The organism is Chryseobacterium artocarpi (assembly GCF_001684975.1).
GTDB lineage: Bacteria > Bacteroidota > Bacteroidia > Flavobacteriales > Weeksellaceae > Chryseobacterium > Chryseobacterium artocarpi.
Map to the genome: position 1 here is coordinate 251,526 of NZ_MAYH01000012.1, position 25,890 is coordinate 277,415.

Sequence of the window (25,890 nt, forward strand, 5' to 3'; positions counted from 1 at the left end):
AAATGATTAATTTTAGTCTATTCATTTTATTATCTCTCATTTCAAGTTTTTCATTATCATTAATTACTCATTACTAATCATTCATTACTCATGATCAGCATCTGGGAACAGGAAACATTTTACCGTAAAAGAGATATTATCATTATTGGAGCAGGCTTTTCAGGGCTTTGGACTGCCATATCCATTAAAGAGAAGCATCCTGATAAATCTCTTTTGATTATTGAAAGAAATAATATTCCTTTGGGCGCTTCAACGAGAAATGCTGGTTTTGCCTGTTTTGGAAGTCTTACAGAAATCATCGCCGACTCTCAGAAAATGGGTTGGGAAAAAACCTTAGATCTTGTTAAAATGAGATTTGACGGGCTTCAGAAAATCAGGAGATATTTTAAAAGTAATGAAATCGATTTTGAACTCAATGGAGGTTATGAAATTCTGAATAGTGATGAACCATTATCATATATAGAGGAAGTAAATAAAAGATTAAAATCCATAACCGGGCTTGATAAAACCTATTCACTTAATCAGGGAAAGATCAAAGAATTCGGATTGGAAAAATCTCAGTTTTTGATTGAAAACCCTTGTGAAGGGAGTCTGCATTCAGGGAAATTGTTGCAGAAGCTTTTAGAGAAATGTTATGAGCTGAAAGTTGATTTCTTATTTGGAACAGAAGTCAAAAATACAGAAGAAAGATCAGATGAGGTTGAAGTTCATCTTTCCGACGGTTCTTTAGTTAAAGCAGAGAAGTTGATTTACTGCACTAATGCATTCAGTTCAAATTTTTTGAAACATGAAAATATAATTCCTACCCGCGGACAAATTCTATTGACCGAACGCATTGAAAGTTTAAAATTGAATGGAACTTTTCATTACGATGAAGGGTTTTATTATTTCAGAAATCTTGGAAACCGTATATTATTGGGTGGAGGAAGAAATCAGGATTTTAAAACAGAAGAAACTACAGCTTTTGAAACTACAGAATATCTTCAGCAACATCTGGAAAGGTTTTTGAAAGAAGTCGTTCTGCCGGATCAGGACTTTAAAATTGCCCTTCGCTGGTCAGGAATAATGGCTATGGGTGATGAAAAAACTCCTATTGTAAAACAATTATCAGAGAGAGAATTTTGTGCTGTCAGACTTTCAGGCATGGGAGTAGCACTGGCACCGAAAATAGGAGAGATGGTGAGAGAAATGATGAGTAATAAATGAAAATAAGTGATTTATAGATCATCGTTTTAGACTCAACATAGATTTTAAAGATTCAACCTTAAACACTGAATTCTTCGCTTTCCACTCTAAAAGAAATCCTTATTTTTGTAAAAAGAAAAAATCGTGATCAACAACGACCAGATAAAAGAAGCTCAATCCAGAATTGAAGACTTACACAGATACCTTCAGATTGAAAAAAAGAAGATAGAAATTGCCAATGATGATGAGAAAACGGCAGCACCTGAATTTTGGGACAATCCCAAAACGGCTGAAGCATTCCTGAAACAGCTTCGTTCTAAGAAAAAATGGGTAGAAAGCTATGATGAAATTCAGACACAGTTTGAAGATTTACAGGTTTTAGCTGATTTTGCTAAAGAAGATGCTGATTCTGAAAAAGAATTGGATGAAACATTCCCACAGTTAGTAGAAAAAATTGAAGACCTTGAGTTCAAGAATATGCTTTCTAATGAAGGCGATGAATTGTCTGCTGTTCTTCAGATTACAGCAGGTGCCGGAGGAACAGAAAGCTGTGACTGGGCATCCATGTTGATGAGAATGTATACAATGTGGGCAGAAAAACAGGGATATAAGATCCGTGAACTGAACTTCCAGGAAGGTGATGTAGCAGGAGTGAAAACCGTTACTCTTGAAATAGAAGGAGAGTTTGCTTTCGGATACTTAAGAGGTGAAAATGGAGTTCATAGGCTGGTAAGAATTTCACCTTTTGATTCCAATGCTAAACGTCATACCAGCTTTGTTTCTGTATATGTTTATCCTTTGGTGGATGATACTATTGAAATTAATATCAACCCTGCCGATATATCTTTTGAAACGATGAGGTCTTCCGGAGCCGGAGGTCAGAACGTAAACAAGGTAGAAACAGCCGTACGTCTTCGTCACGCACCTACCGGAATTATCATTGAAAACTCAGAATCACGTTCACAGCTTCAGAATAAAGAAAAAGCAATGCAGCTCCTTCGTTCCAGATTATACGAAATGGAATTGGAAGAGCGTATGAAGGCAAGAAATGAGATTGAAGCAAACAAAATGAAGATCGAATGGGGAAGCCAGATCAGAAACTACGTGATGCATCCTTATAAATTGGTAAAAGATGTACGCTCAGGTCATGAAACCTCAGATGTGGATGCTGTAATGAACGGAAATATTACTCCTTTCCTTAAAGCTTTCTTAATGGCTGATGGGACGGCGGTTTCCGATGATGACCTAGACCTATAAATATCATGTGAAATTTTAGTTAAAATCTTATAATTAATTTTTGTTTCAGACATTTTAGACTTATTTTTGTTGTTCATCGATATATATGGAAGATTTCAATAGCTGGAAGGATTTATTAAACCCGGAGTTTTATATTAAAATGGGAGGGTTTTGGCTTATTTTATTTATTGTTTTTGCTGAAACAGGTCTTTTTGTAGGATTTTTTCTACCCGGGGATTCGCTACTGTTCGTTTCAGGGATTTATGCCGTTGAAATCATCAAAGAGACTTTTGGGTCTACAGGCAGTGATTTCTTAGACACAACCCTTTTAGCTACAGGAGTAGCACTTGCAGCAATTATAGGAAATGAAGTAGGATATTACTTTGGAAGAAAAACGGGTCCTGCTTTGTATAAAAGACCGGATTCAATGCTTTTCAAGAAAAAATACCTTTATCAGGCACATGATTTCTTTGAAAAACACGGTGCTTTGGCAATCATTATGGCGAGATTCTTACCCGTTGTGAGAACTTTTACACCTATTGTTGCCGGGATTGTAAAGATGGATAAAAGAGAATTCCTTAGAGATAATGTTATTGGTGCTGTTCTATGGTCATTTATCCTGATCTTTGCTGGACACTACCTGGATAAATTATTCATGGATCAGTTTGGAATCAACCTGAAAGAAAAACTGGAATATATTATCATCGTTATTGTATTGGTGACAACGCTTCCGGTAATTATCAAGTTTATGTTTGGTAAGAAAGAAGATTTCTCTAAATATGAGAATAAAGATTTTGAATAAAAATTCAATATAAAAATACGCAAGGCTGCTTCAAATTTTGAGACAGCCTTTTTTTATGAGTTATAAATACGATAAAAAAATCGTGATAAAACTAACTTCTTTAAACTAGTTTTAGTGGCTCAAATAGGCTTAATTTTTAATCCAATTCAGAATATTAGGATAAATTATGCTATCTCTCTTTCTTTTGCTGAAAAACCTTGGAACGTGTCCGGTTCTCTCCATAAAGATAAATTTATGCGGAACATTCATTCTTGTAAGAGCAGAATCCATGGCTTTTCCCTGATGCTGATTAACCAGAAAATCATTATTTCCCTGAAACAATAGAGTAGGAACATTTGTAATATTTGCAATAGGACTGGCTTCTTTGAAGGCTTCGGAAAGAGCTTTACGTTCAAATTTTGTTCCTACAACCTTTTGAAAAGTAGGAGAGGTGTATTGAGAATAAAAAGATTTCAGGTACTCAGTGCTGTAAAAATCTGTAGGACCACTTAATGAAATGATCTTCTTGATCTGATCGGGATTTCTGTATCCATAAAGTAATGCAAGATGTCCGCCGGCACTTTCTCCGAGAAGAATATAATTATTCGTTTGCAGCTCTGCTTTTTCTGCTAAAGAATTAAATTTTTGAATGGCAGAACCAATATCTTCAAGCTGCTCTTTGTACGTGATTTTTTTTCGATGAGAAACTAAACGGTAATTCATGTTGATACTTGGAATTTTATTCTCAAACAACATTTTTTGGATCTGAATCATATGTTCTTTCTTTCCCATCGTCCAGGCTCCACCATGAACAATAAGAACAACAGGAGAATCTTCAGCATAATCTTTAGGAAGAAAAACATCCATTTTTTGTCTTTTATGTTCTCCGTATTTCAGATTGTATATTTTTTGCTGACCTCCTGGACCTACCCAGACTCTGAATTTTGTATTACAGGACTGTAGCAGGAAACTGATGCACCCTATAATGAAAAAATGGTATCTGAGAATAAGCCTTTTCATATATTAAAATTACGGAAAAAAGAGCTGTAAAAGTAAGGAAAAGATATGATTTGTATTGGTTTTGGTGTTGTTTTTCAGTTTGTTAATTTTAGTTTTATTATCTTTTCATGTATTTGATATAAAACAGCTTGTAAATAGAATTAAATATTTATTTTTGCTGAACTTAACAAAGATTAAAAAAATATTAAAATATGGCATCAGGCTTTTTTGCAATTTTGGATGATATTGCAGCATTGATGGATGATGTAGCAGTTACCAGTAAAATAGCTACACAAAAAACAGCAGGTATTTTGGGAGATGATCTGGCTGTAAATGCAGAAAAAGCCACTGGCTTTCTTTCTTCCAGAGAACTTCCTGTATTATGGGCAATTACAAAAGGTTCATTTATTAATAAGCTGATTATCCTTCCTATTGCGTTTCTACTCAATTGGCTATATAAACCGGCTATTGAGATGATCCTTATTTTAGGAGGTCTGTATCTTGCTTTTGAAGGTGTTGAGAAAATTATAGAATTCCTTTTTCACCGTTCCAAAAAAGGACATGAAGTAGTGGAGGAAAGTAAAGAAAATGAAAACTCAGAGGTTTCTGAGAAAGCAAAAATCAATTCTGCAATCAGAACAGATTTTATTCTTTCCATTGAGATTGTGATTATTGCTTTGGGGACGGTTATTCAGCAGGAACACCCGCTTATTACGCAAATTCTTACTGTAACTTTTGTCTCATTTATTGCAACGGTAGGAGTTTATGGAATTGTAGCATTGATTGTAAGAATGGATGATGCTGGTTTTAAATTAATCAAAAAAAGCCATGACAAAGGAGTTATTTCAAAACTAGGACACTTTTTGGTAAAAGCATTACCTGTGATTATTAAAATCTTAGGAGTAGTGGGAACTATTGCTTTAATCTTAGTATCTGGGGGTATTTTTGCTCACAATATTCACTATCTGCATGAACTGTTACCTACATGGCCAGCTATGTTAAAAGAATTTACATTTGGAATCGTAGGTGGGCTTGCAGCTGTGCTTGTTTTTACAATAGGAAAAGCAATTTACTCTTTAGCTACCAAAAAATAAAGATTAACAAAATATAAAAGAAAACCTGTATCATTTCGATACAGGTTTTTTTATGAATTTCAATAGACATAAAATGCAATCCCAAAGGAATGTCTTTTAACTATCATATTATTTTTATCATTCTGAAACAATCTAAAATATAGTAGATTGTAAAAAATAACCTTTAAACAAAAAAAAGAGACTTGTAAAAAAGTCTCTTTTTTATATTAATTGAATAAATCTTTTACTTTATCAAAAAAAGTTTTTTCCTTTCCGGATGGTTCTGCAACCATTTCTCCGCTGGACATTTGCTTTTCAAAGAAGTCTTTTTGCTCCTTAGTAAGCTTTTGAGGTGTCCATACATTGATATGAATAAACATGTCTCCTTTGCCGTAGCTGTCGATGCTTGGAAGACCTTTTCCTGCTAATCTTAAAATCTTTCCGGATTGTGTTCCTGGATCAACCGTGATCTTCACTTTTCCACCAACGGTAGGAATTTCTTTTTTAGTACCTAAAGCAGCTTCAGCAAATGATACATACAATTCCTGGTGAAGATTATCTCCCTCTCTCTTAATGGTCTGATCAACTTCTTCTTCAATGATTACTAATAAATCACCCGGAGTTCCACCGAATGGAGCATCATTTCCTTTTCCTCTTACATTAAGCTGGATTCCATCTCTTGCTCCTGCAGGAATATTGATTGTGATTTCTTCTTCATCTTTGACAAGACCCTGAGCATTTGCTCCGGCAGGAATTTTATCAGCAACTTTTCCGATTCCCTGGCAAGTACCACAAGTTGTTTGAGTCTGCATTTGACCAAACATCGTGTTCATTACTTTAAGCTGAACACCGGAACCGTTACAGGTAGGACATGTTTTTGAAGTGGCACCTTCTGCCATCTTCATTTTTTTAACTTTAATGGTTTTGTGAGTTCCGTTTACCATTTCCTCAAGGTTCAGCTTGATTCTGATTCTTAAATTAGAACCTTTTACCTGCTGACGACCACCGCCGCCACCGCCGAATCCTCCGAAACCGCCACCGAAAATATCTCCAAACTGGCTGAAAATATCCTCCATATTCATTCCGCCTCCGAAGCCTCCGCCTCCGAAACCACCATTTCCACCCATTCCGGCATGACCGAACTGATCGTATCTGGCACGTTTTTGATCGTCGCTTAATACTTCGTAAGCCTCAGCAGCTTCTTTAAATTTTTCTTCAGCCTCTTTATCCCCAGGATTTTTATCCGGGTGGAATTTGATAGCCATTTTACGGTATGCTTTCTTTATTTCGTCGGCTGATGCAGATTTGCTGATCTCAAGAACCTCGTAATAATCTCTTTTTGACATGATAATTTAATAATTGATTATTGATAAATGATAAAAGATATTTAAAGCTAATAAGTGAAATATTCATCCATTATCACTCATCATTTATCATTTATGAATTTTAGTTACCTGTTACTACTTTTGCAAAACGGATTACTTTATCATTCAAAGTATAACCTGTTTCAATAACATCTACGATTTTCCCTTTCAGATCCTCAGATGGAGCAGGAATTTGGGTAATAGCTTCATGGAAGTCTACATTGAAGCTGTCACCAGCATTCACTTCCATTGCTTTTAATCCTTTTTCGGTAAGTTTATTTTTGAATTTTTGATAGATAAGTTCTACACCCTGAAGATCAGCCGGATTTCCGTTTTTAGCGATTTCTTTTAATGCTCTTTCGAAATCATCTAAAACTCCCAACATAGATACCATCATATCCTGATTGGCATATTGGAAGAATTCCATTTTTTCTTTTGATGTTCTTTTTTTATAGTTTTCGAATTCAGCATATAATCTGATGTAACGGTCTTTCTCTTCTGCCAAAAGTTCCTCAGCAGTAGGAGTAGCTGTCACATTGTCCTGAGACGTTGCCTCATTCTGAACATTGTTATCTTCTTGATTATTGATGCTTTCTTCGTTAATATCCTGATTTTCCATAATTCAATATTTATTTACAGGAATGTTTCGCAAAGACTCTGCCAAAGGAAAAAATAGGACATTAAGGCAGAAAATAATTGTAAATATGTTGAGTAGATCTAAAAATATAAGAACAGCTACGGTGTTCAAATCTTTGGTTACTTTTTCAGTAACTTCAGTAATTTAAGTAAATTCAAGAAAGTTTCATAAAAATTAACAACAACTTGCGATACAGCCAATACAGCCTGTGGTAGAGCAACAGCAGTTCCTAATACATTATAAATCAGATCCCATTGCCGAAGAAATTCGTTCCCTCCTGGTAACTTAGCAATTTCCTCCCGGAATGCCTGTATAGGAAGATCAGGCAATGCTAAGCTTAAATTCTGCTAGTGTTGCTAATAGTAAATATGGATTATTAGATAATACTAATGTTCCTATTCATTACAAATCACTTTTCATGTAAGCTTAAAATGATAATCCACTCAATTAATTGAGTGGATTATGTATATTATTCTGTAATACTTAAATATACAGGTTTATTTTCTTCCAAACATTCTTCACAAATTTTGTAAGCTCTAAAAAATTTGTCAATCCAATTATCTTGTACATTCCTACCCAATGGCGTGAAATTTATACCGATAGTTTGTCCTAAAAAATCAACTTTTGTTCTTACATCTGGTTCAGGAATTCTGGTAGACAAAAGTTCTTTAATCTTATTTTCAAGAATTAGCTTTAATTTTTCTATTTCTTCCCTGCTTAAAGATTCATCTTTAAATGGAACTTTTGATAGTTTTTGTTTAAATAAATCTAATGCTAAGCCTTCCGCAAAGGCAAAGTTGCTCCAGCCTGCTGCCTTGTAAAATTTATTTTGTCCCAGATTCTGAGACCATTCCCACTCTGATTTATCTTCTCTGGAAGTATTATAAATAGTTATATTCATATTATTATTTTAAAAAGTTTAACTCAACTCTATTTCTTGTTATTTGTTCATCTTGATCTAAAATTCTCACTTTAACAAATCCAAACTTCTTTGCCTGTTTTCCCGCAAAGGTTGCGAAAGCAGCTTGTTCTATACTCATCCCAGCATCTCTTGCTTTCCAGAATTGATCCAGGTTTATAGATTGACCTCCGTAGTCTGTATAAATATCTGCCTTTACCCATACACTTACCGTTCCATCTACTTTGCCGTATTTTTTTGCATTCAAGAAATATTTTAATCCATCTTCATAAATAATCTGTCCTAATGCAGCATATCTGTCTGTAAATTCTTTTGGAATATTAAGATCTCCATATAATAAATGTTCTCCCTCTTTTATTGGTAAACTCCTTAATCTATACTTATCATCCAAAAGTTTAATGGTACTTTTAATATCAATTTCTTTACCTCCGAATAGTAATTTATAATAAAGTTCATTTCTATTTGGAGATCTTATAAGCTGTCCTATATTATTTCCAAACTCATCAAATAATTTTAAAAACATTTTCACTCCTTTTTCTGGTAATGTTCCTAAAAGTAAAGTGTCTTCTACAGACACAAGTCTTCTCCGATTATATAAATTTTCTAAATATTCTCCGACTTTCTCTGAGCTATAGCTTACTTTTCTTATTTCCTGTAGGACCTTCTGATATGCTTTATCGTAACGGCTTCCCTGAGCAATAATCTCACCTTTGTAAACCAGTGCAAATTTTCTATTACTGCTAATAGCCCCTATTACATCAGGATTAATACCTTTATTGATATTTTCCATAATGGCAGCAGCATCAAGTTCCATGAAAAATGCCCCATTTTGTATCAATGCATCACATTCCGATGTTTTTGAAATGAAACCTGCGCCTGGGATTACCCATTCTGTAGGACTAAACATACGGAGATCTTTCCTTTGGAAAATTTACCTTTGAAACAAAATACGGCAACTTGTGGTTGCCGTTAAATTATTATTGATTAAGATGACTTAAAAATTAGTCTTCCTCATATATACTTAAATACAGTGGCTTATCTTCTTCCAGACACTCTTTTATAATATCGTGAAGACGTAATAAATCTCGTAATGCTTTATCATTGTCATTGATATCAATAGGTCGAATATCAAGTTCTATAGTTTCTCCTTTATAAGTTACAGTATCTGTTCCTTCTTTTATAGGGATATGAACCCTTAATGATAACCAATATTCGATTTGTTCTTCTAAGACTCTATTAAAAGCAAATATTTCTTCTATGCTTAATGGAGCATCCTTAAATTCTGTACTTTGTATATAATGTGGGATAGACTTGTTTATCAGCTCCAGATATTTCTTATCGGAATGTGAATATTTTGTTCCATAAACATATTTATTATTTTTATTCTTAATATAATCAAAATGATCTTGATTATGTTTTATAGAATTACTAAAAGTGATCTCCATATTATTTATTTTAATAAAAAATTAACTATTACCTCATTTTCTTTGATATCTTGAGTTCGATATCTTATTTTCCCAAAGCCTTTTGCTTTCATCCTAGAACCTGTGAAAGTTGATAGTGCTGCTTCTTCAATACTTTTTCCAGCTGCTCTTGCTTCCCAGAATTTAGTTAAATTAATAGATTGACCTCCATAATCTTCATACATTGTCGCTTTTTTCCACCAGCCGATAACTCCATCTAGTTGTCCAAACTTTTTATTAGTTTGATAAAAAGCCATTGCATCCGAGAGAACTAAATCCCCTAATCCAGAATACTTATCAGTAATTGTTTTTGGAATATTAAAATCCCCCATAAGCATTCTTTCATTACCATAAACAGGTAACTCATTAGGTATAGCACTTTTCTCATCTAATAAACGGGTAAAACAATTTAATTTTTGAGGCTTCCCTCTTACACTAAGGCTGTATACCAATTTATCTCCTTTTTCCTGAGCTCTAATTAATTCTCCTGCATAATTTCCAAATTCATCAATCAATCTAAAACTCATTTTAATCCCTTTTTCAGGTGTAATTCCCAGGTTCACATCAGTTTCAACTGAAACAATTCTTCTTCGGTTGACAATGGTTTCTAAATATTCTCCAACTTTTTCTGAACTATAGCTTACTTTTCTTATTTCCTGTAGGATCTTCTGATATGCTTTATCGTAACGGCTTCCCTGAGCAATAATCTCACCATTATATACCAAAGCAAATTTTCTATTACTGCTAATAGCCCCTATTACATCAGGATCAATACCTTTATTGATATTTTCCATAATGGCAGCAGCATCAAGTTCCATGAAAAATGCCCCATTTTGTATCAATACATCACATTCCGATGTTTTTGAAATGAACCCTGCGCTCGGGATTACCCATTCTGTAGGACTAAATATACGAAGATCTTTTCTTTGGAAAACACCACTATTCAGATCCAAAAATACAGAAACAGCCACCGTTCTCAAACCTTTGGTTACTTTTTCAGTAGCTTCAGGTAATTTCATTAGGTTTAGGCAGCTCCTATAAAAAGTAACAACAACTTGCGATACAGCCAATACAGCCTGTGGTAAAGCAACAGCAGTTCCTAATACATTATAAATCAGATCCCATTGCCGAAGAAATTCGTTCCCTCCCGGTAATTTAGCAATTTCTTCACGGAATGCCTGTATAGTAAGATCAGGCAATGCTAAGCTTAAATCTGCTAGTGCTGCTAATAGTAAATAAGGATTATCAGATAATACTAATGTTCCTATTCCCAAAACTACTCCCATTACATCAGCTACAATTCGTATTGTTTCATTAATATCTTCCCACTGTTCCGCATCAGCAAGTGCTTTTACATAAATAGCAGGAACCATCATGATAGTCGATCCCTGTCCTTCTATTTCTCTATCTAAAACCTCTGAGTGGGTTTCATCTATGAAATATACCATTTCGAGAGGATAAAATCCGGCTCCCTTGTCCAAATCTTCTGTAACTTTTTCTGTTGCATTGGGATCTCCTTCTTTAGGTACAATAAAAATCCTCTTTACTACTTCCTTCTGCTGTTGAAGAAAAAAAGTCTTTTCATCTGATTTTCCAAAACCCAATATATTTCCCGATAGCCCAAAAACTTCTGTATTGACTTTATACCCATTTCCTATCCTGAAAGTAGGAGCTCCCTGCTGTGGACGGTTCTCTGAAAACAAACAGAACTCCATCAGTATAGTGGCAAAAATAATCCTATTGGATTTCATTTCACCGTTAAATTCACTGGTACCATCAAGATTGAAATAAATTCTATTACACAATTCGGGGTTTTCTTTAAATTTCTTCAATAGAAAATTATAATCAGAAAGAGCTTTCATTGCGTTTACTAATGCAGAACTGCCATCTTTCCATCCGCTGAAAATACCTGTATCATCAAGTTTTGTCAGCGCCAGTATATGTCCAAATATCGTTTCGTTTTGGAGCGCCATTCCTTTAAGAACAAACTCTGGTGCCTGAGTATAAAGAAATTTAATTTCCTCTGCGCTCTTTGCCTTAAGAAAGCTTGATTTATAAATTTCAATAAAGTAACTTTTGTATTCTCTATAATTTTCAAAATCATCATAGCCCACGTATTTAACCAATTGTCTGAATTCGTCATAGGAAAAAGTTTCTAATACAATGGCTTTTTTTCGCCTTAATGACTCATTTTCAGCATCTCTATAGTAAAAATAAATCAATTGTGCCAATATTTTTTCCTGTGGTCCGTCAATCTCAAATTTGATTTCACATTGTGCCTGCGCCAGATCAATGTACTCTTTATTCTTATTCAAATAAGTATTTAGATTAATGAAATTCTCTTTATCATCCTTTATATAATTTTCTTCTGCAGCTGAGTCATAATCATCAATATTGTAATCCAGAAGGTAATGCCTATTAAACTGATTATTATATTTTAGCTTATTGCATAGCAATTGTTTTTTTATATAATTATCAGTACGCCAATCTTTGCTGATTACTTCTCTAAGTTCAAGTGTTTCCATCATTTTTTGTTTTTTTAAAAAGGCAGAGTATTACACTCTGCCATTAATTAGTACTTCTTAGGAAAGTTTATCCAGGCTGTCTTTGTAATTTTTCACAAATTCATCCAGATAAGAAGTTAAAAGCTCAGTAAAACCTACCTTATTATTTTTCAATAACCAAAGCATATACTGATAGCTCGGAACCTTAACTTTATCAGCCGCCATATCGGATTTAGGTTCAGCCAACGGAAGCTCTATCAGATTATTATTACTATCACGTAAATAGCTCCATGTTTCTTTATAGATCACCCATTCTGGGGCTGGAAGTGAGATATTGATCTCTTCACCTGTTTCCTTATCTTTAAGAACCTGCTCATATCTGAAAGAGATAAACTGTTGTTTAGATTTAGCGTCTATATCAAGAACCCGAATACTTCTTTCAAATTGTGGAAGCTTTGGATGTACCTGTAATGGTAATTCTACAAGGTTGAGTGATACGTGTTCAATATTATTAAGTATTTCCTTAATATTTTCCGGTATAATTAAATGTTTGTTCATAATTGTATTTTTTTTTTTAAGACAATAATATTTTTCCAAGTAAGTTCATAGATAGTGTTCCTTGTCCACCAGTTCCTCTTGAGATATAAAATCTCTTAGGATACAGGTTAAAGGAAGAATTGAATTGTTGATAGGTTTTGCCATTACTTTCAGCAATGATATAAACAATTCCGTTATAATAAGCGATGTGAAAGGTTTCATTTTTGATGGGTAGACTTTCGCCTCTACTGATTTTCCAGGATCCGTCTTTATCTTTAAGTTCAAAACCATAAAATACTCCATCATCCCCAATAATACCTCCCTGAAAGTAGCCTACAAAATTAGCTCCGTAGTTGGTCTGGTTGTTATTTGCTGAAAATGAAACCATAAACCCGGCATTAATATCTGCAATGGAAATTAGGTTAGCAGATTGTGCAGATGACCCCATAGATAATGAAATAGAAGTATCAGCTATCGTTGTGTTTCCCGTTAATGAAGTCCAATTTGCAATTCCTGTAAACTGACTATAGGTAATACCTGCTTTTACAATCAACTCAGGGGAACTAGGATTTGTAAGCCCATTATGGGTAACGAATATCTGATAATATCCTTCAGGTTTTGTGCTCCAATTAATTCCAAAATTTAAATTGTTAGGGAAATTTTGCATTACCGTAAAATTATCAACATTGTATTCTTCAGGAGTAGATAAATTAGTTCCATGAATATCTTTGATCCTTTTTACCTTAATATAAGCATTGGGTGAAACATTATCCACAAAGAGATTTAGCCCAACTAGTGTTGTATACTGAATAAAGTTTTTTGTATTATCGATAAATGGTAATAGCAGAACATCTATTCTGGGGGTTCCGGTCGCGAATTTTTCTGTTGAAAGCTTCATTCTGTTTCTCCATGTCTCTTTTTCAGCATCATTCAATAGTAGTGGATAATTGGAGATCATATTTTTACCATTGCTCCAGGAAACCTGTCCTGAAGAGTTCTGTATCATCATTCTGTTGAATGTTGTATCTGCAGATTTATCACTCAATCCTGTTATCGAATAATAAAACCCGGAAGTGCCAAGAGTCCAGTTTGCGCCAAGTGTTAACCCTGATCCAGGTACAGTAGTCAGAGAAGAATTTGCAATGTTTTTCCCTAAATCTCCTGCAGGTAATTTTGCTACTTTTCCATTATCATCCAAACCAACAATTTTCGGATAATTCTGAGCGTTTCCTTCAATAGACGGCATATCCAGTTTATGATCCAATTTATCTCTTGTATAGATATTGTACTGTGCCTGATTTTTAATACCTTCTGTAATAAATGAAGAACTTGAAATCGCAAGATGAGTATCTGCCAATTCCAGAGGAATACTGCCATCAGTAACAGCGTGGGTTTTTAAATCACCATTTTGGTCAACGGCATAATCTGTATAAATGGGAGAGCCTGGTTGGGCTACCTGATAAATAGCATTGGTTTCTCTTTCTCCTACCGGAGGCAATTCATTTACACGTATAATTTTTCCTATAATAGACATATTTTAATTTTTTTTTGATTAATAATTTTATTATACCCAATCTCCTGAGATAATTTTTTGCCCTTCACCTGTTTCTACACCAAGAAGATGATCATTAGATTCGAAATTAGTGGCACAAACCTCTCCCAGGTCATCATCAAATTTCACTCCTGGTTCACAGTTACAAGGCAAAGCTTTTTCCACCTTCAATCCAATTGATCCTGCCTGAAGAATAGTAAGGGATGTAGGGATTTTTTCTCTCCATGGTTCGCCTTCTTTTGTTGCTTTTGGTGAACGTAACTCATCCACAATAGATAAAAATAATGGATCATCAATAACAGGAACTTCTCCTCCGTTCCAGATCTGCCCTGTAGCTAAGAAATGTCTTACCGCTTCCTCAAAGCCTGGTCGCACAGTAACGATCACCCTTGCCATACCCGACTGCATAAAGGCTCTGAACGTAGGATCGTTATCATCAAACTGATATAAATCTGCCCAGGATTTTCTTTCTCCCCAGTAATAAGGATAAAAATAATAACTCATGATTTCCCATTCAAAAGCCTGTTCTATAAATTTGATAAATGCAGCATATTTATCTAGCTTTTCATCTACTTTAATATCTGTATTCTCAAAGGTTTCTGTAGCGGAATTATCATTCGTATAATATCGTTTTTTACCAAAAGTGAGCATGGCTTCAGGATGTTGATTCAACATATAAGAAATACAGTTTCTTCTTAGAATGGTATTTTCTATTTTTCTATAGAATCCGGGATTTGATCCTTTAATCTGTATTCCGACAGCTTTTGCATCGGCTAGGGCAGCTTCATATTTATTCAGTTCTTCTTTATAAGCATCAATAATTTTGTTAAATGCTTTTTGTAGCCATCCGTTTTTGTATTCTTCTTGCAATACACATTTAATGTTAATGGTAGCATGGAAATAATGTGCATTAGTTGTCGCAATCGTGATGGGAACTTCTCTTACAAATTTCAAAAATGCATTGGGAGAGCTTTCTCCTCCAACTAATAAACTTTCTCCATTTCCCCAGCCATTATATCCTGGGAAAGAAGCACTTCTTCTCACAACATAAGATTCAGTGATATAATGCTCAGGAATGGCAATAAGATCTGATTTTGAAGATGCTTGCTTTGATTCAGTAGAAGAATAGTCAATTGATTTTCCTACATAAACTACCGGCTCCAGTTTTTCATCGACTTGTACATTATAATAACCTAACCAATATTTCAGTTTTGTTGAGTCGGTAAGGGCACTCCAGTCTTTAATTTGCATACCAGGAGATTCTCTTGGATCAATTGGTTTTATCAGTTGATTTTCAGAGCTATTACTTACTTTTATACCTAAAGAGTGTAGTTTAGCTGGTTCAGGAATCATAAACTCAAACATCATGCGTTTACCATAGTTAAAGATTTGATTCTTTACAATCTTATCTACCCAACGATAGACACCCACCACATGATTATTACCTTTAGTATTGTCAAATCCATGTTTATTGTTTTCCTCATATTCTTCCAGAATTTTATCAATACGTTCTTCCTTCACTTTGGTAATAATTCTTTCCAGAGCTCTTGCTGTAACATCTTTAGCCTCAGTCACTGCCTGCCTGTTACTTTCTTCTTTTGAGCTATGAGTTGCATAATTAGCAGCTGTATTCAACATATATGTTGGAGATCCTTTTCCGCCCCATGATGCATTAAATCCGGCTTGTGCAGCAAAGTCTTTGGATTCCTGAAGTACTTTAGAAATTTCGCTTTGCATCTCATTCCTTTCCGTAGAGGTAGTATCTGTCAATTTTTCTTTTTCAGATTCAGTGGATTTAGTGATTTGAGATTCACTCCTTTTAAGCCTTCTGGTTGATTTCTCCTTATATTCTTTTGCCATGATATTTTCGATATGAGAAACTTCTCCTTCCACATAGCAATAAGTACTTTGTTCTACTTTTCGGTAATCAGCAATACCGATATTTTTCATCCCAAATCCGGAAGGAATAAAAATTTCATTTGGATTTTCCGAAGTTATGGGAGGGTTTCCGGTTCCGCCTTCTCCGCCAGTTCCGCCGGTTCTTTTATTTTTTAATGTAAAGACTCCTGTACCCTGAAATCTGTTAATGTTACTTGAAGTCCTTAACAGTTTACCTTGCATAATGTATATAAGTCCATTATTAAGAGTTACTTCTCCTTCTAATAATAAAAATTCCTGTTTTTCAATAGTATTGTTTTGAATATTTTCTTCCTCTCTAAATAATGAAGTGACATTAGGAGCATCAAAAGTACCAAATGTTGTTCCGCTAGCTAAAATCTGCTGGTCGTATGATTTTATATGGTAGCTTCCACCTACAATATGTTTAGGGTTATTGATATCCGTAGTGACAAATAAAGTATGAGGACCCATTCCCAAACTCCAACGTGTGGTAGCAGTTGTAAAAGGGATTTCCTGGGTATCTACTGACTGAATGACAGGAATAACCACCCCACCTACAGTTTTAGAAGTCTGAGGAGTAAGGTTTGTATTATTTAAAATCGTTTGCTGTAATAATTGATTGTTCCGTTCAATTATTTGATAAAGTTCTGTAAATGTAGAAACTTCTTTTAAAGCTCCCACAACATTTGATGTGTTAAATAGTTGATGCAAAGCCTCTGTATTTTCTTGGCTTAATTTTCGAGATAAACTTTCAGCTTCAATTTCAGGACGAAAATTAAAATTAAAAACAGGCACATCCGGAACCGGAATATATTTTAAACTTGATAACCCTTCATGGTTTCCGGCTGCTAAAAAGATTTCCTTTTGGTATTCTTGTCCCTTTACTTGTCTGTCATATTCTGCCTGTGTAGGTCTTGATTTTTCCAAGTAATCTCCATAAGCTGTTTGATAAGCTGTTTCATATTCTTTTAAATATGCTCTTTCAGCCTTTTCTAATACAATCGTCAAATCTTTGTTCCTCTTAAGACTTGCTGTTGCTTCTGCAAATTCTATATCACTTTTATTAAAAGGAATATTATTTAAGTTTTTTTCTTCGGCTATTGAAGCGGTTCTATTATTTGCCGGTGAACTTTCTTTTACCTTGAAAAGTTCTTTGGGGAGAACTACTTTTGCTTTAATGACATCTTCGTATTGTTCTTGCGTTCCATAGTAGTTTGATAATATATGATCTAAATGTAAAAACTGTATTAATATCTCTTTTGCATAAAAATCCTTTTGAGTAACTGTTTGGTAAATAAGATTATCCCAAATTGCAGCATTAATATTAATGCTTCCCTGAGATTTTTTATACGTATTGATCTTATCATCAAACTCTTTTTTAGTAGTTTTTTCTTTATTTTTTGATATCCAGACAGAAAGCTCATAAAATTCTATATTTTTTGCTTTTAAAGATGCTTCTGTTTCTATTGTTAGATCTCTGATTTTTTCGCATACATCTTTCAGGGATTCGCCAGCTTCTACTCTTGAATCAATTACTCCTTTTTGTCTAAGAGAATTTCTGAAAATAAATCTTCTTTCTTTGTTTTTAGGTTCAGATAGCTCTGCACTGCGCATCGTTGCAAATCTGAATAGAGTTTGTGAGCCATTATTTTGATTAATTGCTTCCATTTTTGTAAATTTGGTTGGGTTTATTTAGGTTAAGATTTGAAGCTCTCATTAAATAGAGTAAGTAGGATAGCTTCAAGTTTTAGCCTTATTTTTTTAGGTGGTTTCCGGCAAAAGATATCCACCAAGTCTTTTGAAGTCTCGTTTCATTTTCTGTGTTTTTCTTGAAGCAAATATCCATCAGGAAAGCGACAAAACTTGACGTATCTTTTTTTATAAATTAAATAATTCACTTTAAACCTACTTTATTTCTTTATAATATAGTTCGGTTTATAAAAGGGGGTGGCATTATTGTAAAAAGAAAAAATACACTTTAAAAAGTGTATTTTCCTTCAGCTTAATATATAATTGATGCTTAAAGAGAATTGTCTGAAAAGATTGTTATTGGTTTTCGTCCCATATAAAATTAGTATCTTAGAATTATTTTACAGTATTAAATAATCTCCTCTGGTATATTCAAACGCAAAATTTGAAAAAAGTAATGAAAAAATACTTTTATGAGATTTCTGGCATCTATGTCTATTATAATTTTCCATTTTGGATAAGAAACTTTTTTTGATCAAAAATGACTAGATTTCTTTCGGTAACATAGGAGTGAGCTAATCAGGCTTTATTATGATTATTGCCTATTTTATTTTTTCAGTTTTATGAAAAATTTGACTTTGCAAAAGAATATTCATTTTACTATTACTTAGCACTCTTGATTATTTGTTCTATCCGTTCTTAAGAACTTATTGAAAATCCATTCAGAAAGTTATTAAAAGTTAAAAAAAGAATGTTTTTCAAAAAAAATATTTAGATTCAAAGAAATATAACCTCGGTTACAATTAAAGATAAACCTAAAGTTATTATCATCAATTGAAATTCTATTTAAAAATTTTATGGATGAAGATATTCATAGGGCAATTTATATAACAAATCATAAGCATAATCACTTTGATAATTACCGCAAATTAAAGATTTTTTCCTATTCTCCTGTAAAAGTCTGATAGAGCAAATACAGATTTAAAACAATAATAATTACCGAAATAATCCACACACAAACTTTCATGAATGGTTTGTTTACAAATTCTCCCATCTTAGCTTTATCATTGGTAAACATGACCAAAGGAACAACAGCAAAGCTTAATTGCATAGATAAAATTACTTGGCTTAATACTAATAATTCTGTAGTTCCCTGTTCACCATATAGAATAGCCACAATAAGAGCTGGAATAACAGCTATAAGTCTTGTTATTAATCTTCGTAACCAGGGTTTTAATTTAATATTTAAAAATCCTTCCATGACGATCTGTCCGGCAAGAGTTCCTGTAAGCGTTGAATTCTGCCCTGAAGCCAATAGAGCAATTGCAAATGCAATACTTGCCATCGATGCTCCTAAAATAGGGGTTAACATCTGATAGGCATCATGAATATCAGCTACATGTTCATTTCCTGTAGTGTGGAACGTTGCGGCAGCCAGAATTAAAATCGCAGCATTGATAAAAAAGGCAAGCATCAGGGATACGGTGCTGTCCAGAGTTGCAAACTTAATAGCTTCTTTTTTTCCTTCCGTATCACGGGTGTAGTCTCTTGTCTGTACAATACTACTATGAAGGTATAAATTATGCGGCATTACGGTAGCTCCCAGAATACCAATGGCAATATATAACATTGCAGGATTTTGTATGATTTCTTTTTGAGGAACTAATCCACCCAGGATTTCATTAAAAGCAGGTTGTGAGATGACAATTTCATATACAAAACATGCCAGAATGATAAAAATAAGCCCTCCAACGATACTTTCAATCCATCGGAATCCTTTTGCCTGAAGTAACAGGATGATTAATACATCTACAGTTGTGATCACAATTCCCCATGTCAATGGAATATGGAAGAGGAGATTTAATGCAATGGCAGAACCAATGACCTCGGCGAGATCACAGGCGGCGATGGCTATTTCACAAAATATCCAGAGAATAAAGTTGGTAGTGGGGCTGAAGTGGTCTCTACAAGCTTGGGCAAGATCTCTTTCTGCAACAACTCCTAGCTTTACGGATAAATGCTGTAGAACCATCGCAAAAATATTGGAAATAAGAATCACTGAAAGCAATGTATATCCGAATTGAGCTCCTCCGGCAATATCTGTTGCCCAGTTTCCAGGATCCATATATCCCACGGCAATCATAAGTCCGGGACCTGCAAATGCAAGATATTTTCTCCAGAAATTAGCCTTTTTAGGGACTTTTATGGAAGAATAAACTTCTGATAAAGAGTGTGATGTTTTATCTTTTCGCCAAGCGCTTTTTATATTGAAATTCATAATTGTTAGAAATGACTAACAAATTTAATTAAATAAATGTAAACACAAAAATCAAGGGCAAAAAAAATCCCGAAAATGACTTTCCGGGATTTAATTTTTATTGATTCTAAAGATTATTTTGCAAATCTCACAGACATCTTTCTGTCAGCAGCTCTCTCAGCATCAGAAGCTTTTGCGTCTACTGTAGCAAATTTACTTCCGTATCCTTCAGCTCCAAGAACCTGAGCTCCAACTCCAGCTTTACCTAAAGCAGCTTTGATATAATCAGCTCTTGCCTGAGATAATTTTACGTTAGAAGCTTCATTTCCTGTTTTATCAGTATAACCACCGATTTTAATTTTTGAATCAGGGAAAGCTTTAAGGATAGCTACCAGGTTATCCAACTGTCCTTGTGACCCAGCTTCTAATTCAGTAGAACTTCCCATTTTGAAGTTTACATGATCGAAGTCATACCACTTATCTTTCAATGCAGCATCATCTGCTGCATTTTTGTAACCATCAGATTTCAAGAATGAAATCATCTGATCTTCCATACCACCTTTGTAACCTTTTAACATCACTCCGTTAAGATCAATGTTTTCATCAGTTTTAGCTGCAGGTGTTGCAGTGGTAGCTGGTGTGGATGTAGTTGCAGATGCTGTATCTGTAGACGTTCCTGTAGAATCTGTAGAAGAAGACATTGTGGTAGTCGTCTCTTTTTTCTCACATTGCTTCCATAGGAAATATCCTGCAGCGATTAATAATAAAAGCGGAAGCAACCATTTCCAGATTGAACCTCCGCCTTGATTATCATTGTTATTGTTAAATTGTTCTCTTACTTCTCTAGCTCCTTCACTTACATTTTCTCTTGCCGTAGCAACACTTTCAGCGATGTTATCTTTAGCAGTAGATGTTACTGAAGAAACTGTTTCTTTAGCCTGTCCAAACCAATTTTCAGCTCCTAATCCAAAGGAAGCTAAAGAAAGACCTGCCGGCAATAAAGAAGAAATAATGCCTTTCTGATCATTCAGTAAGCTGGAAATACCTGAAGCACCCAAATTATTGTCTGCTGCATATTTTCCAACAGTGCCTACTGTAGCCCCGGTAACCAAGTTTAACAAAGAACCTGCAGATGTATTGCTGATTCCTGAAAAACTGGCAATGGAATTCACTAATCCGCCAATCTTATCTCCAAAAAGAGAAGATAATAAAGAGGTAATAATAGGGTTACTAGATGATCCACCTAATAAGTTTCCTAAGATTCCACTGGAAGAGGCTTTTGTAATGGCATCCACAACACCAGGGTTGTCTGCGTTATTGGCTAATCCACCCACTACTGCAGGTAATAAGCCACCAATTGCTTTTGAAATTCCTGATTCGCTTTCTCCAAACTGTGATGCAGCCTGTGAAACCAAAGCGGGACCTAATTGCCCTTTAATTAAATCAATGACATTTAAAGACATAATAAATTTTTTTAGATTAATGTTGAGATAAATTTAAACAAAAATCCGTCTAAATGTCATTTTTTTTTGAATTATTCTCTAAAAATTAACAAAAATTTTTGAAATTGTTAATTTTTTTAATACGCTTTTGCGAATAATACACGTCTCTTAGATGGTTTTCCTGAAATTAAAGAAACACCTTCTTCTATATCATCATCCAAAGGAATACATCTGATCGTAGCTTTAGTTTCATCTTTTATTTGTTCTTCCTCCTCAGCAGTACCATCCCAGTGAGCATAAATAAATCCTCCTTTTTCTTCTAAAACAGTTTTGAATTCTTCGTAAGTATCTACTTTTGTGATATTATCTTTTCTGAAATTAAATGCTTTATTGAAAATATCCTGTTGGATTGTCTTCAATAGTTCTTCAATGTAAGAGTCAATTCCTTCAATAGAACGAACTTCTTTAGTAAGATTATCTCTTCTTGCAATTTCTACAGATTTGTTTTCAAGATCTCTTGGTCCCATAGCAATTCTTACAGGAACTCCTTTCAATTCGTATTCTGCGAATTTCCAGCCTGGTTTGTTCTGAGTATCATTGTCGAACTTCACTGAAATACCTTTAGCTCTTAATTTAGCCTGAATATCTAATGCCACTTCACTGATCTGTGCCAATTGCTCTTCTCCTTTGAAAATAGGAACAATCACAACCTGAATTGGTGCCAGTGTAGGAGGTAATACCAATCCGAAATCGTCAGAGTGTGTCATGATTAATGCTCCCATTAAACGGGTAGATGTTCCCCAAGAGGTAGCCCATGCATGTTCTATTTTTCCTTCTTTGTTCGTGAATTTTACATCAAATGCTTTTGCGAAATTCTGTCCTAAGAAGTGAGATGTTCCTGCCTGAAGCGCTTTTCCATCCTGCATTAAAGCTTCAATACAATAGGTTTCATCAGCTCCTGCAAATCTTTCAGAAGGTGTTTTTAACCCTTGAACTACAGGAATTGCCATAAAGTTTTCTGCAAAATCAGCATATACTTTGTTCATTTTTTCAGCTTCTTCCACAGCTTCATCTTTTGTAGCATGTGCCGTGTGACCTTCCTGCCATAAGAATTCTGCCGTTCTAAGGAATAGACGGGTTCTCATTTCCCAACGTACAACGTTTGCCCATTGGTTGATAAGGATAGGTAAATCTCTGTAAGACTGAATCCAGTTTTTATAAGTATTCCAGATAATTGCTTCCGAAGTAGGACGTACAATCAGTTCTTCTTCAAGCTTTGCATCCGGGTCTACAATCAGTTTTGAAGGGTTGTCCGGGTCTGTTTTTAATCTGTAATGGGTAACTACAGCACATTCCTTTGCGAAACCTTCTGCATTTTTTTCCTCAGCCTCAAATAAACTCTTGGGCACAAAAAGCGGGAAATATGCGTTCACGTGACCTGTTTCTTTGAACTTTTTATCCATTTCATCACGCATTTTTTCCCAGATTGCATAGCCATATGGTTTGATTACCATACATCCACGCACACCTGAGTTTTCAGCTAAATCAGCTTTTACAACCAGCTCATTATACCACTTGCTGTAATCTTCGCTTCTTGAGGTTAGTTTTGCCATTATCTTTTAAAATTTTTTTAACTTTTGCACATTATTGTTATCTAAAAATAAAAATCTATTTTTGATAGATTTTTTAATCAGTATTGGTACATTTTTGGTACAGATTGCAAATATAATTTAAATTAAAAATTTTTACGTTATCATGAAAAGAAATATACATAAAAATTTACTTGGTCTGTTAAAATCTAAAGGGGTTTTGGCAGTGGCAGGTGGATTATTGCTTATGTCTTGTGGTGCTCAGATGGGAGGGTATAGCGAGACGGATGGGGTATATTATGACCCTAATAAGGATACGCTGCCCGAAGGAGTTATCATTAATGGTAGCGGAAACAGAGTAGGCGAGTATTACGACTACTATCAGGATTCTAATCTTATTCAGAATGCTGAGATCAATTCCAGAGATCAGCAAAACAGATATAACGACTGGAGCGGAACAAATACCAATTGGGGATCTGCTACAGATTCTGATTGGGGATTGTATGCCGGTTCTCAAACGAATTATTACGACAACTCATGGGGATATGGATCTCCTTGGGGCTGGTACGGTGGTTATAGCCCATATTGGGGTTGGAACCGTGGCTGGGGCTGGGGTGCTAGTATGTCCTGGGGTTGGGGCGGATCATTCGGATGGGGCTGGGGAGGCCCTATTGGCTGGGGAAGCCCATACTGGGGATACGGATATTCTCCTTACTGGGGCGGATACTATGATCCATTCTGGGGTGGATATTATGGTAACCCATATTGGGGCTATGGAGGTGGCTACTGGGGTAGTTACTACAACAGACCTTACAGAAGAAGTGGTACAGACAGAGGTTTCCGTAATACGGGTATAAACAATGCAGTGTATGGAACGAATACAGCCAGAAACAATAACGGATTCAGAAATACAAGTACAGGAGGTTTCAGAAATTCTACTTCAAATGGAGGTTTTAGAAATGGAGCAAACTCTGACGGGTTTAGAAATACCAATTCTGGTGGATTCAGAAATTCTACTTCAAATGGTGGGTTCCGTAATGGAAACTCCGGCGGATTCAGATCCGGAGACTCAGGTGGATTCCGTAATTCTACACCTCAACAAAGACCTAATTATCAACAATCACAACCAAGATACAACAATGGTGGTTTCAGATCTAATGATTCAGGAGGATTCAGATCTGGTGGTGGTTTCAATTCCGGCGGTGGCGGCGGCGGATTTAGAAGTGGCGGTTCATCAGGTGGCGGTGGCGGATTCAGATCCGGTGGTTTCAGATAATTTTCAACTTCATAAACTATTAAAAAATAATGTTAAAAAAATCTTTAGTATTAATGAGTATTTCTGCTGCATTTTTTGCGCAGGCTCAGGATATATCAGTGATTAGAAACTCTGTTGAGATTTATTCAAATTCTCCAAACATCGGTTCCGCAAAATTCAATGCAATGGCAGGATCAAACGGAGCTTTAGGAGGTGATGCCAGTTCACTATTGACGAACCCGGCAGGTTTAGGAGTAGCTATTTCGGGAGATGTTTCAGGAACTATATCTATTGTTAGTAATAAAAATACAAGTACATTAGGAGGATCTGCTGTAAAATATACAGTTAATAATACTGATCTTGGAAATGCCGGAGGTGTGATTGCAATTCCGTTATTGTCACAGACAGGATGGAAGTTTGTTAATATCGGTGTTAATTATTCCAATCAGGCACTTGAAAACTATGTAGAGACTGCAGGAAATTCTAAAATATCAGTTCCTAAGAAGCTTATCGATAAAGATGGAAACGATGTTAATGCAAATATGTCTTATCTGGGACATAATTATGACAGATATGGAAATCAGTCTAAAATGAATATTGGTGTAGGTGCCAATTATGATAACCGTTTCTATATTGGTGCAGGATTGAACTTCCACTACGCAAGTATTGATCAAAATGAGACTGCTTTGTTCGGGCTTGATGTAAATAATACAGTAGATAGCTACAGCAAACAGTTTACTCCATATTCTGAGCGTTCAAACGGATTCTCTGCGAGTTTAGGGGTTATCGGAAAGGTGAGCAATCAATTAAGATTAGGAGCTTCCATTGAAACACCTACCTGGTGGACTATCGACAGAACATTCAAAGAATATTATACGGATCAAAACGACGGATATATTTATTATCAGTTCTTTGGAGAAGACAGAACTTTCAGATCGCCAATGAAGGCTACTGTGAGTGCTGCATTCGTTCCTAATAAAAACTTTGCGTTAAATGTGGATTATACACTAGGATTAACAAAGCCGAAGTATAAAGTTTGGGGAGATGCTGAAACTGTAATAAACTCTTTCTATAACGATCTTTACAAGAACTCGTCTGAGGTAAAAGTAGGAGCAGAATATAGAATTCAAGGTTTTAGACTAAGAGGTGGTTATTCTTATGCTTCAAGCCCTTTTGATGCTTTTGCAATCAATGCATACAATAATTCTGGAGCGATTGCGAATACAAATTACAGTGATATGATTCTGGGAGCAAGAAATACAATTGGTGTGGGTATAGGATATGATTTTGGACAATTCTATCTTGATGCTGCCTATCAGAACATCAGCTCTAGCTATAAAAATCCTTTCTTGTATGCAGATTCAGGAGCAGGATATTACTCAGGTGACTTTGATGTTGAATCACCAGCTTCTGTAGTATCTGAAGTTAAAAATAATAGAAATAATTTCTTTGTTACATTAGGATGGAAATTCTAAACTTTATCTAAGAGATTATCATAAAAATAAAAAG

Annotated in this window: 19 protein-coding genes; 6 read left to right on the top strand and 13 right to left on the bottom strand. The window is 34.9% G+C overall.

All coding sequences use genetic code 11. From position 1 onward, the window contains the following. The first annotated feature begins 90 nt into the window (after positions 1–90). The 3 genes from BBI01_RS05715 to BBI01_RS05725 all read left to right on the top strand — a co-directional run bounded on the left by BBI01_RS05715 (position 91) and on the right by BBI01_RS05725 (position 3,223). Complete coding sequence (locus tag BBI01_RS05715) at positions 91–1,206, top strand: NAD(P)/FAD-dependent oxidoreductase (RefSeq protein ID WP_065393715.1); 1,116 nt, start codon at positions 91–93, stop codon at positions 1,204–1,206. Positions 1,207–1,329: 123 nt separating this feature from the next. Beyond that, on the top strand, positions 1,330–2,442 hold the full coding sequence (gene prfB / locus BBI01_RS05720; RefSeq protein ID WP_065393716.1) for a peptide chain release factor 2: 1,113 nt from the start codon (positions 1,330–1,332) through the stop codon (positions 2,440–2,442). A gap of 85 nt (positions 2,443–2,527) precedes the next feature. Further along, on the top strand, positions 2,528–3,223 hold the full coding sequence (locus BBI01_RS05725) for a DedA family protein (RefSeq protein ID WP_065393717.1): 696 nt from the start codon (positions 2,528–2,530) through the stop codon (positions 3,221–3,223). 129 nt (positions 3,224–3,352) lie between these two features. Here the strand turns inward: BBI01_RS05725 and BBI01_RS05730 are convergent, their stop codons facing one another. Beyond that, positions 3,353–4,222, bottom strand: coding sequence for an alpha/beta hydrolase (locus tag BBI01_RS05730; RefSeq protein WP_065393718.1), 870 nt, complete (start codon positions 4,220–4,222; stop codon positions 3,353–3,355). A 191-nt stretch (positions 4,223–4,413) separates the two neighbouring features. Here BBI01_RS05730 and BBI01_RS05735 point away from each other — a divergent pair, with 191 nt between their 5' ends. Further along, positions 4,414–5,295: a DUF808 domain-containing protein gene (locus BBI01_RS05735; RefSeq protein ID WP_065393719.1), complete on the top strand. Its 882-nt coding sequence runs from the start codon at positions 4,414–4,416 to the stop codon at positions 5,293–5,295. A 206-nt stretch (positions 5,296–5,501) separates the two neighbouring features. On the opposite strand, the gene dnaJ is transcribed toward BBI01_RS05735, so the two are convergent. From dnaJ to proS, 12 genes are all read right to left on the bottom strand, one after another. Beyond that, positions 5,502–6,620 carry a molecular chaperone DnaJ gene (gene dnaJ, locus BBI01_RS05740; RefSeq protein ID WP_065393720.1) on the bottom strand — a complete coding sequence of 373 codons (1,119 nt, stop codon included), beginning with the start codon at positions 6,618–6,620 and terminating at the stop codon, positions 5,502–5,504. A gap of 100 nt (positions 6,621–6,720) precedes the next feature. After that, positions 6,721–7,257, bottom strand: coding sequence for a nucleotide exchange factor GrpE (locus BBI01_RS05745; protein ID WP_065393721.1), 537 nt, complete (start codon positions 7,255–7,257; stop codon positions 6,721–6,723). Between the two features lie 487 nt (positions 7,258–7,744). After that, positions 7,745–8,176 (bottom strand): hypothetical protein, encoded by a 432-nt coding sequence (locus BBI01_RS05755; RefSeq protein WP_065393723.1) that lies wholly within the window; start codon positions 8,174–8,176, stop codon positions 7,745–7,747. A gap of 4 nt (positions 8,177–8,180) precedes the next feature. Beyond that, on the bottom strand, positions 8,181–9,101 hold the full coding sequence (locus tag BBI01_RS05760; RefSeq protein ID WP_065393724.1) for a hypothetical protein: 921 nt from the start codon (positions 9,099–9,101) through the stop codon (positions 8,181–8,183). Positions 9,102–9,195: 94 nt separating this feature from the next. Beyond that, positions 9,196–9,639 carry a hypothetical protein gene (locus BBI01_RS05765; protein WP_065393725.1) on the bottom strand — a complete coding sequence of 148 codons (444 nt, stop codon included), beginning with the start codon at positions 9,637–9,639 and terminating at the stop codon, positions 9,196–9,198. A 5-nt stretch (positions 9,640–9,644) separates the two neighbouring features. Next, the gene (locus BBI01_RS05770) at positions 9,645–12,185 is read right to left on the bottom strand and encodes a hypothetical protein (protein WP_065393726.1); all 2,541 of its coding nucleotides are present in this window, start codon (positions 12,183–12,185) and stop codon (positions 9,645–9,647) included. A 54-nt stretch (positions 12,186–12,239) separates the two neighbouring features. After that, a complete protein-coding gene (locus BBI01_RS05775; protein WP_123862096.1) occupies positions 12,240–12,719 on the bottom strand; it encodes a hypothetical protein in 480 nt (159 codons plus the stop codon). Positions 12,720–12,735: 16 nt separating this feature from the next. Continuing rightward, positions 12,736–14,232 (bottom strand): hypothetical protein, encoded by a 1,497-nt coding sequence (locus BBI01_RS05780; RefSeq protein ID WP_065393728.1) that lies wholly within the window; start codon positions 14,230–14,232, stop codon positions 12,736–12,738. Between the two features lie 30 nt (positions 14,233–14,262). After that, positions 14,263–17,817, bottom strand: a complete 3,555-nt coding sequence (locus BBI01_RS22485) for a hypothetical protein (protein WP_123862097.1) — start codon at positions 17,815–17,817, stop codon at positions 14,263–14,265. Between the two features lie 964 nt (positions 17,818–18,781). After that, a complete protein-coding gene (locus tag BBI01_RS05790; protein WP_065393729.1) occupies positions 18,782–20,116 on the bottom strand; it encodes an Nramp family divalent metal transporter in 1,335 nt (444 codons plus the stop codon). A 113-nt stretch (positions 20,117–20,229) separates the two neighbouring features. Then, positions 20,230–21,558: an OmpA family protein gene (locus BBI01_RS05795; protein WP_065393730.1), complete on the bottom strand. Its 1,329-nt coding sequence runs from the start codon at positions 21,556–21,558 to the stop codon at positions 20,230–20,232. A 116-nt stretch (positions 21,559–21,674) separates the two neighbouring features. After that, positions 21,675–23,150, bottom strand: coding sequence for a proline--tRNA ligase (gene proS / locus BBI01_RS05800; protein WP_065393731.1), 1,476 nt, complete (start codon positions 23,148–23,150; stop codon positions 21,675–21,677). 142 nt (positions 23,151–23,292) lie between these two features. Here proS and BBI01_RS23170 point away from each other — a divergent pair, with 142 nt between their 5' ends. Then, complete coding sequence (locus BBI01_RS23170) at positions 23,293–24,402, top strand: prolyl-tRNA synthetase (protein WP_065393732.1); 1,110 nt, start codon at positions 23,293–23,295, stop codon at positions 24,400–24,402. A 29-nt stretch (positions 24,403–24,431) separates the two neighbouring features. Then, positions 24,432–25,856, top strand: a complete 1,425-nt coding sequence (locus tag BBI01_RS05810) for an OmpP1/FadL family transporter (RefSeq protein ID WP_065393733.1) — start codon at positions 24,432–24,434, stop codon at positions 25,854–25,856. Positions 25,857–25,890 lie beyond the last annotated feature (34 nt).